General features: G+C 60.0%; 7 protein-coding genes and 1 tRNA gene. 4 read left to right on the top strand and 4 right to left on the bottom strand.

Features of this window, described 5'->3' with window-relative positions:
* Positions 1–7: 7 nt before the first annotated feature.
* On the bottom strand, positions 8–1,519 hold the full coding sequence (gene pepA, locus FN633_RS17685) for a leucyl aminopeptidase (protein WP_042388360.1): 1,512 nt from the start codon (positions 1,517–1,519) through the stop codon (positions 8–10).
* Between the two features lie 256 nt (positions 1,520–1,775).
* Here pepA and lptF point away from each other — a divergent pair, with 256 nt between their 5' ends.
* The 3 genes from lptF (at position 1,776) to FN633_RS17670 (ending at position 5,712) form a co-directional block, all read left to right on the top strand.
* Complete coding sequence (gene lptF, locus FN633_RS17680; protein WP_042388359.1) at positions 1,776–2,876, top strand: LPS export ABC transporter permease LptF; 1,101 nt, start codon at positions 1,776–1,778, stop codon at positions 2,874–2,876.
* Entirely contained in the window at positions 2,876–3,958 is a 1,083-nt protein-coding gene (gene lptG, locus FN633_RS17675) for an LPS export ABC transporter permease LptG (protein WP_154058673.1), read from the top strand. Before lptF ends, lptG begins: the two co-directional genes overlap by 1 nt.
* A gap of 110 nt (positions 3,959–4,068) precedes the next feature.
* Positions 4,069–5,712, top strand: coding sequence for a dihydroxyacetone kinase subunit DhaK (locus tag FN633_RS17670; RefSeq protein ID WP_154058671.1), 1,644 nt, complete (start codon positions 4,069–4,071; stop codon positions 5,710–5,712).
* 40 nt (positions 5,713–5,752) lie between these two features.
* Here the strand turns inward: FN633_RS17670 and ahr are convergent, their stop codons facing one another.
* From ahr to FN633_RS17655, 3 genes are all read right to left on the bottom strand, one after another.
* On the bottom strand, positions 5,753–6,772 hold the full coding sequence (gene ahr, locus FN633_RS17665) for an NADPH-dependent aldehyde reductase Ahr (RefSeq protein WP_154058668.1): 1,020 nt from the start codon (positions 6,770–6,772) through the stop codon (positions 5,753–5,755).
* 85 nt (positions 6,773–6,857) lie between these two features.
* Entirely contained in the window at positions 6,858–7,445 is a 588-nt protein-coding gene (locus FN633_RS17660) for a class I SAM-dependent methyltransferase (RefSeq protein ID WP_154058667.1), read from the bottom strand.
* Positions 7,442–8,467 carry an HNH endonuclease family protein gene (locus FN633_RS17655; protein WP_154058665.1) on the bottom strand — a complete coding sequence of 342 codons (1,026 nt, stop codon included), beginning with the start codon at positions 8,465–8,467 and terminating at the stop codon, positions 7,442–7,444. Before FN633_RS17655 ends, FN633_RS17660 begins: the two co-directional genes overlap by 4 nt.
* Before the next feature lie 230 nt (positions 8,468–8,697).
* On the opposite strand from FN633_RS17655, the gene FN633_RS17650 reads away from it, so the two are divergent.
* Positions 8,698–8,782, top strand: a tRNA-Leu gene (locus FN633_RS17650).
* The last annotated feature ends 66 nt before the right edge of the window (positions 8,783–8,848 follow it).

Here is an 8,848-nt window from a genome sequence, read left to right as displayed (position 1 = left end):
GTAATCACTACTCTTCGCCGTTAAAACCAGCGCGGTTCAGCAGGAACTGCGACAGCAGGGCGACAGGACGGCCGGTTGCGCCTTTGGCTTTGCCGGAGCGCCATGCGGTACCGGCGATGTCGAGGTGCGCCCAGTTGTATTTCCGGGTAAAGCGCGACAGGAAGCAACCGGCAGTGATCGCCCCACCGGGACGCCCACCGATGTTTGCCATATCGGCAAAGTTCGACTCCAGCTGCTCGTAGTACTCGTCGCTCATCGGCAGACGCCATGCGCGATCTCCTGCCTGCTCGGACGCGCCGATCAGCTCATGGGCCAGCGGATTGTGGTTCGACATCAGGCCGGTGATGTGATGGCCGAGGGCAATCACGCACGCGCCGGTCAGGGTGGCGATGTCGATCACCAGCTCGGGATCGAAGCGCTCCACGTAGGTTAAGACGTCGCACAGCACCAGACGCCCTTCGGCATCGGTGTTCAGCACTTCCACAGTCTGGCCGGACATGGTGGTCAGAACGTCGCCGGGACGGAAGGCGCGACCGCCGGGCATGTTTTCACAACCTGCCAGCACGCCCACTACGTTCAGCGGCAGCTTCAGCTCGGCCACCATGCGCATCACGCCGTACACCGCCGCCGCGCCGCACATGTCATACTTCATCTCATCCATGCCTTCGGCAGGCTTGATGGAGATGCCGCCGGAGTCAAAGGTCAGCCCTTTACCCACCAGCACAATCGGACGCGCCTCGGCATCGCTGCTGCCCTTGTACTCGATGACCGACATCAGGGATTCGTTCTGCGAGCCCTGGCCCACCGCCAGGTAGGAGTGCATCCCCAGCTCGCGCATCTGCTGCTCGCCGATCACCCGGGTGGTGATGTTCTCGCTGTTGGAGTCCGCCAGCTGACGCGCCTGCGAGGCGAGGTAGCCTGCGTTACAGATATTCGGCGGCATGTTGCTGAGATCTTTTGCCGCTTTGATGCCGCAGGCGATCGCCAGACCGTGCTGAATGGCACGTTCGCCGCTGGTCAACTCCCGACGAGTCGGCACGTTGAAGACCATTTTACGCAGCGGACGACGCGGCTCGGATTTGTTGGTTTTCAGCTGATCGAAGCTGTAGAGGGTCTCTTTTGCCGTCTCGACCGCCTGGCGCACTTTCCAGTAGGTATTACGCCCCTTAACGTGCAGTTCGGTCAGGAAGCAGACCGCCTCCATCGAGCCAGTATCATTCAGCGTATTTATCGTTTTCTGAATAACCTGCTTGTACTGGCGCTCGTCCAACTCACGCTCTTTGCCGCAGCCAATCAGTAAAATGCGCTCTGACAGGACGTTAGGAACATGGTGCAGCAACAACGTCTGTCCCGGCTTGCCTTCTAGCTCTCCACGGCGCAGCAGCGCGCTGATATAGCCGTCGCTGATCTTATCGAGCTGCTCGGCGATAGGGGAGAGCCGGCGCGGTTCAAACACGCCAACCACGATGCAGGCACTCCGCTGTTTTTCCGGGCTACCGCTTTTTACACTGAACTCCATGCACTACGCTCCTGAATCTTAAAGACAACAGCCGGGGCTACGGATAGAATTGCAAGCTTTCGTAACTCATGTCCGCTGTTGCGGTGACTTCGTGTTAATCTTAGTTCGACACGTCAGAACATATCCTGAAACGTGCATCCGCTAAGTTTCATACATCTTAGCGATGCTTTCGACGACTCAAGAGAATAAATGACGTTTAAGCCATGAAACAAGCGATTTTCCTGCAAAAAGACGGGTTTTTACGGGCGTATTTATAGTGATAATCATAAGATATCTGGTTCGGGAGACGCTAAAAAGTCAACTTGCGATCCTATTCATCCTGCTGCTGATCTTCTTCTGTCAGAAGCTGGTGCGGATCCTCGGTGCAGCCGTTGACGGTGATATCCCGACAAATCTGGTGCTCTCCTTATTGGGGCTGGGCGTACCTGAAATGGCGCAGTTAATCCTGCCGCTTAGCCTGTTCCTCGGGCTGCTGATGACCTTTGGCAAGCTCTACACCGACAGTGAGATCACGGTGATGCACGCCTGCGGCCTGAGCAAGGCCGTGCTGGTGAAGGCCGCGATGGTGCTGGTGATCTTTACCGGCATTCTGGCTGCCGTTAACGTGATGTGGGCCGGGCCATGGTCCTCGCGCCATCAGGACGAGGTGCTGGCGGAAGCCAAAGCCAACCCTGGCATGGCGGCGCTGGCACAGGGTCAGTTCCAGCAGGCTACCGACGGTAACTCGGTGCTGTTTATCGAGAGCGTCAGCGGCAGCAGCTTCCACGACGTCTTCCTCGCGCAGCTGCGTCCTAAAGGCAACGCGCGCCCATCGGTGGTGGTGGCTGACTCCGGCCAGCTCTCGCAGCGCAAAGACGGTTCGCAGGTGGTCACGCTCACCAAGGGAACGCGCTTTGAAGGCACCGCGCTGCTGCGCGACTTCCGCATTACCGACTTCCAGGACTATCAGGCGATTGTCGGCCATCAGGCGGTGGCGCTGGATCCGGACGATACCGAGCAGATGGACATGCGTACCCTGATGCGCACCGACACGCCGCGGGCAAGCGCAGAGTTGCACTGGCGCTTAACCCTCATCTTCGCCGTGTTCGTGATGGCGCTGATGGTGGTGCCGCTCAGCGTGGTGAACCCGCGCCAGGGCCGCGTACTGTCGATGCTGCCAGCGATGCTGCTCTACCTGGTGTTCTTCCTGGTGCAGACCTCGCTGAAGTCCAACGGCGGCAAGGGCAAGCTCGATCCGATGATCTGGATGTGGGCAGTGAACCTGCTCTATCTGGCGCTGGCGGTGGTGCTGAACCTGTGGGACACGGTGCCGATGCGCCGCATACGCGCCCGTTTTGTGCGTAAAGGAGCGTTATAATGCAGGCTTTTGGCGTACTCGATCGCTATATCGGTAAAACCATCTTCACCACCATCATGATGACGCTGTTCATGCTGGTGTCGCTCTCCGGCATCATCAAGTTTGTCGATCAGCTCAAGCGTGCCGGGCAGGGGAGCTATGACGCGATGGGCGCGGGGATGTACACCTTGCTCAGCGTGCCGAAAGATATTCAGGTCTTCTTCCCGATGGCGGCCCTGCTGGGCGCGCTGCTGGGTCTGGGGATGCTGGCCCAGCGCAGCGAGCTGGTGGTGATGCAGGCCTCCGGCTTTACCCGCTTTCAGGTAGCGCTGTCGGTGATGAAGACGGCGATCCCGCTGGTGCTGCTGACCATGGCCATCGGTGAGTGGGTCGCTCCGCAGGGCGAGCAGATGGCACGTACCTATCGGGCCCAGGCGATTTACGGCGGCGCGATGCTCTCTACCCAGCAGGGACTGTGGGCCAAAGACGGCAACAACTTCGTCTACATCCAGCAGGTCTCCGGCACCAACGAGCTGAACGGCGTAAGCATCTACAGCTTCAACGACCAGCGTCGCCTGCAGTCGGTGCGCTATGCGGCACACGCGGCCTTTGATGAGCAGCAGAAGCTCTGGAAGCTGTCGCAGGTAGACGAGTCTAACCTCCAGGATCCCAAGCAGATCACCGGCTCCCAGACCGTGAGCGGCACCTGGAAGACCAACCTGACGCCGGACAAGCTTGGCGTGGTGGCTCTGGAGCCGGATGCGCTCTCTATCAGCGGCCTGCGTGACTATGTGAAGTACCTGAAGTCAACCGGGCAGGACTCCGGGCGCTACCAGCTCAACATGTGGAGTAAGATCTTCCAGCCGATGTCGGTAGCGGTAATGATGCTGATGGCCCTGTCGTTCATCTTTGGTCCGCTGCGCAGCGTGCCGATGGGCGTGCGTGTGGTCACCGGGATCAGCTTCGGCTTCGTCTTCTACGTGCTGGACCAGATCTTCGGCCCGCTGACGCTGGTGTACGGCATCCCACCGATTATCGGTGCGCTACTGCCGAGCGCCCTGTTCCTCGCCATCAGCGTCTGGCTGATGATGCGCCGGGCGTAACTCTGCCTCCTCCCCGCTCTTTTTTGGGCGGGGAAAACTCCGCTTTCATACTTTGCGCTTCGTCACACCGACTATGCTTTCCTTACGATTAATTAACCGCTCGGGAAGCTATGTCCAAATTTTTCTTCAACGACCGCAAGCAGCTGGTCAATGATGCCATCGAAGGCTTAATTATCTCCGCACCGCACGCTAACCTGGTGCGTCTTGATATCGATCCCGCTATCCGCATCGTGGCGCGCGGCGACTGGGACAAGGGGCGCGTGGCGGTCATCTCCGGCGGCGGCTCTGGCCACGAGCCCGCCCACGCGGGCTTCGTTGGCAAAGGCATGCTCACCGCCGCCGTCTGCGGGGACGTGTTCGCCTCCCCCAGCGTCGACGCGGTGCTTAACGCCATCGTCGCCGTCACCGGCGATCGCGGCTGCCTGCTGATCGTCAAAAACTACACCGGGGACCGCCTTAACTTTGGCCTCGCGGCGGAGAAAGCTAAACGCCACGGTCTGAAGGTGGAGATGGTGATCGTCGCCGACGACATCGCCCTACCGGATAACAAGCAGCCGCGCGGCATCGCCGGCACGGCGCTGGTGCATAAGATTGCAGGCTACGCCGCCGAGCAGGGTAAATCCCTCGGCGAGGTGCGAGCGATAGCCCAAGAGGCCAGCGACAGCGTCTGGAGCCTCGGGCTGGCGATGGAAATCTGCAACCTGCCGGGCAGCGGCGAAGAGGAGGAGAACCGCATCCAGCGCGGCAAGGTCGAGCTGGGCCTCGGCATCCACGGCGAGCCAGGGGCCAGCATCGTCGACACCCACAACAGCAAAACCCTCATCGACACCCTCGTCGAGCCGCTGAAGGCAAAAGCGGGTAACGACCGCGTGGCGGTGCTGATCAACAACCTCGGCGGCGTGTCGGCCCTGGAGATGGCCCTCCTCACCAAAGAGCTGGCGCACTCGGCGCTCAAGGACCAGATTGCCTACCTCATCGGCCCCGCGCCGCTGGTCAGCTCCCTGGATATGAAAGGCTTCTCGCTCTCGCTGCTGCGCCTCAACGACGAGTTCGAGCGCGCCCTCAATGCGGACGTCGAGACCGTCGGCTGGCAAAAACCGGTGGCCTTCGCCCCGGTGCGCACGGTTAAGCACAACGCGATTAACACCGGCATTGAGATCCAGCCCTCCGACAACCCTAAAGTTAGCGCCATCGTTAACGCCGCCACCGAGACGCTGATTAGCCTTGAGAACCGGCTCAACGCCCTGGATGCCAAAGTAGGCGACGGCGATACCGGCTCGACCTTTGCCGAAGGCGCGCGGGATATCGCCCAGCAGCTTGAGCAGGGTAAGCTCCCGCTGGACGACAGCGCTCAGCTCTTCCAGCTCATCGGCGAGCGGCTGGCGACGGTGATGGGCGGCTCCAGCGGGGTGCTGATGTCGATATTGTTTACCGCTGCGGGGCAGGCGATCCACGACGGAGCCAACATCGCCGATGCGCTGTTAAAAGGCCTTAAGCAGATGAAGCACTACGGTGGTGCGGATCTGGGTGACCGGACGCTGATCGACGCCCTACAGCCTGCGCTGGAGGCGTTGCAGAGCCAGGATCTCAGCGCTGCGGTTGCGGCTGCTCAAGAGGGGGCAGAGAGCACGGCTAAGATGCAGAAAGCAGGGGCGGGGCGCTCGTCGTACGTTAACAGCGACAGCCTGACGGGCGTGACCGATCCGGGTGCGGTAGCGGTAGCCGAGGTTTTTGCTGCTTTAGTGAAGGTATAACAGTAGGCCCGGCAAGCTCACGCCGCCGGGCGTTTACACTTTAAAAATCTGCCTTCAACACCACGCGATAACGGGCCTTGCCGTCACGAACGTGCTGCAGGGCTTCGTTGATCTGTGACATCGGGAACAGCTCGGTCTGCGGTGCGACCTTGCTGCGACCGGCAAAGCGCAGCAGCTTACGTAGCTCGTACGGTGTCCCGGTTGCGGAACCGGAGATGCTGCGGTCACCACCAATCAGGGTAAAGGCCGGAACCGGAAGCGGCTTCAGCACCGCGCCGACGGTGTGGAAGTTTCCGCCGTGAGCCAGCGCCTCGAAGTAGGGCTGCCAGTTCAGGTCGACGTTAACGGTGTTGATGATCAGATCGAACTGACCTGCCAGGGCTTTCAACGCCTCTGGATCGCGGCTGTTCACCACCTTATCCGCCCCAAACCCTAATACTTCCTGCTCCTTCGCCGGGTTAGAGCTGAACGCCGTCACTTCGCAGCCCATAGCGTGCAGAAGCTTAATGGCGATATGACCCAGACCGCCGATGCCGATCACCCCGACGCGGCTGGTGGCGGTGATGTTGTGCATCAGCAGCGGTTTAAACACCGTGATGCCGCCGCAGAGCATTGGCCCAGCGGATTCAATATCGATGCTGTCCGGAAGCGGGATCGCCCACTGCCAGTCGGCGCGCAGCTTATCAGCAAAGCCGCCGTGGTTAAGGATGGTCGGCGTTGCGCCTTCCAGGCAGTTGATCTGGTTGCCGCTGATACAGGCATCGCAGTGGCCACAGCTGCGCGCCGTCCAGCCGATACCCACACGCTGGCCCACCTTCAGACCTTTGTCCTGCGCCGCGCTGCCCAGGGCTACCACGCGACCAATCACCTCGTGCCCGGCGATTAGCGGATACTGGGACATGCCCCACTCGTTGTCGATCATCGACAGGTCAGAGTGGCAGATCCCGCAGTAGTCTACCTGGACCTCAACGTCTCCCGCCTGCAGTTCGCCGGGATCGTATTCGTACAGCTCCAGTTCGCTCCCAGCTTCTTTTGCGGCATAGCTTTTTATTGTGCTCATTGTGGTTTCCTCAGGTTCAGCGTTGATTAGGAAGTGTAGAGCATGGGGTAGGGGGACGCATGGGCGGAAGGTGCGGGATGGTAGTCTATTCAGACAGATGCTTACGCAGCAGCGCGTTCAGCCAGACCTCATCGCGCTCGGGGCGTTTGTCCTGCGTTGTCCACTGCTCAATGATGCTCACCTGCGGCAGAACTGCTACCAGCGCATCAAGTCCGGCCTCGTTCAGATCGGTAAAGTGCCGTCCCTCTTTTTCCCGCTCGCCGACACCGTATTTAAACGACAGATACCAGACGCCGCCCGGCTTCAGGGCGCGGGCGAGACGACGCATCGCCTCGGGCAGCTCGGCCTGAGGAAGATGCAGCAGCGAGGCGCAGCACCAGATCCCGTCGTAGCGCTCCTCGGCCTCCAGCATGTTGAACGTCATCTGCCTGACCGGCAGGCCGGTATAGGCCGCGGCAAGCTCCACCATCTCCGCCGAGGCGTCAAAGGCCTCCACCTGATAGCCCAACGCGTTGAACGCTTTAGTATCGCGCCCGGAACCGCAGCCCGCATCCAGCACCCGTCCGCCGGGAACAACCTGGCTCAGGAAGGGCGCGTAGAGGGAGGACATATCTACTCCCACCGTCGCGTCGAAGAACGTCTGCGCGTTGCGCTGGTAATACGTTATTGTCATCTGAACATCACCTCTCCGGCGGCATCCGGCTGCCAGATACGGAACCGGCAGGCGAGGGCGGCGTTCCAGATATCGTTTAAGAACGTGCGGCGCACCGGCTCGCTCTTGCCGGTCTGGTTAATGATCGCCTCATGCAGCGGCAGCCTGCTGTTAATAAAATACTCGTTGCGGGCATGGAGACGATACAGCAGATCGATGGCCGGAACTTGCGCCATCTTGCCCTTCTCCCCCCGGTTGCAGGACTGGCAGGCCAGGACCAGGTTCCAGACGCCGTTGAGGTTCATGCCTGGCATCTGCCTCTGTGCTACCAGCGGGATAAAGTGATCCACATCGGCCAGCAGCGGATGCCCGGACTCCAGGCTTATCGGCGCGTTGCAGTAGAAGCAGTGCCCCTTCTGATAGCCGTTAAGGCTGTTGCGGCAGCTAGTGAGCGAGATGCGGTAGCTGTTGAGCTGGGTAAAGAGGGTTTCACTTCCCGCATCGTAATGGACGTCCAGCAGCTGCGGAGGCAAATCCATCTCCCAGGCCTTCTCAACCAGCCGCCAGCGGGCGTCGGTTTCATGCACCAGGTTGTGGAACTGCTGCGTTTCCGTCAGGCGATAGAACTCATCCGTCAGGCGGATACCCTTGTGCTCTCGCCGTTCGTTGATGAAGAACTGCTTCTCCAGCGGCCCGCCGTTAACGTTGTGGAAGGCATCCAGCACTACCGAGAAGCCGTAGCGCACCGTCATTCGGTGCAGCTCATCCTCGTCTATCTCGCCGAGATTGTATTGCAGGCAGGCGGTAATCAGCTTGCCGGGTTTCTTGTCGTTGAGGATCTGCCGAGGGGCATTTTTCAGGTGCTCGCAGATATGCCTGCTGAAGGGCACGGCCAGGTCATCGAGCTTCACGAGGGTGTCGCTGCGATCGACATCGTACAGGGCATGGGCCAGGGCGAACTTGTAGGTGGCGAAGTTATTGCCGAAGAGGATCACGCCGCGCCAGTAGTTCTCCAGCGTGGGATCGACCTGATAGAAGCGCATGCCTGCATCCTGATGTCTGTTGATGGGGTAACCCCAGCCAATAACAGAATCAAATAACAAACAGGGGATAATGTAAACCTCGGATTGTGTTGCAGGTTTTTGCGAGGGGGGCAGAGAGGGGATGGAGGGCGGTGGTTTTTTATGCGGTTAGCGCTGGAGGCGGGAAGGGGAGCTTGCATGCCGATCCGCAACGGGTATAATGCAACCGCTATCTGTACATCCCCTTCAGTGCCGGAGTGGCGAAATCGGTAGACGCAGTTGATTCAAAATCAACCGTAGAAATACGTGCCGGTTCGAGTCCGGCCTTCGGCACCAAGCGATGCAAAAAAGAGCTACCTGAAGGTGGCTTTTTTTGTGTCCATTTTTATCCATATTCGTGCA

It is taken from the genome of Pseudescherichia vulneris, from assembly GCF_902164725.1.
In the GTDB taxonomy this organism is placed as follows: Bacteria; Pseudomonadota; Gammaproteobacteria; order Enterobacterales; family Enterobacteriaceae; genus Pseudescherichia; species Pseudescherichia vulneris.
Note: the sequence above shows the minus strand (reverse complement) of the source record. Positions and strands in the feature narration are given on the sequence as shown.

Bases quoted from the DNA above. Each gene is read 5' to 3' on its own strand.
- FN633_RS17660 (WP_154058667.1), bottom strand. From the start codon at position 7,445: ATGACAATAACGTATTACCAGCGCAACGCGCAGACGTTCTTCGACGCG.
- lptG (WP_154058673.1), top strand. From the start codon at position 2,876: ATGCAGGCTTTTGGCGTACTCGATCGCTATATCGGTAAAACCATCTTC.
- FN633_RS17670 (WP_154058671.1), top strand. From the start codon at position 4,069: ATGTCCAAATTTTTCTTCAACGACCGCAAGCAGCTGGTCAATGATGCC.
- pepA (WP_042388360.1), bottom strand. From the start codon at position 1,519: ATGGAGTTCAGTGTAAAAAGCGGTAGCCCGGAAAAACAGCGGAGTGCC.
- ahr (WP_154058668.1), bottom strand. From the start codon at position 6,772: ATGAGCACAATAAAAAGCTATGCCGCAAAAGAAGCTGGGAGCGAACTG.
- FN633_RS17655 (WP_154058665.1), bottom strand. From the start codon at position 8,467: ATGCGCTTCTATCAGGTCGATCCCACGCTGGAGAACTACTGGCGCGGC.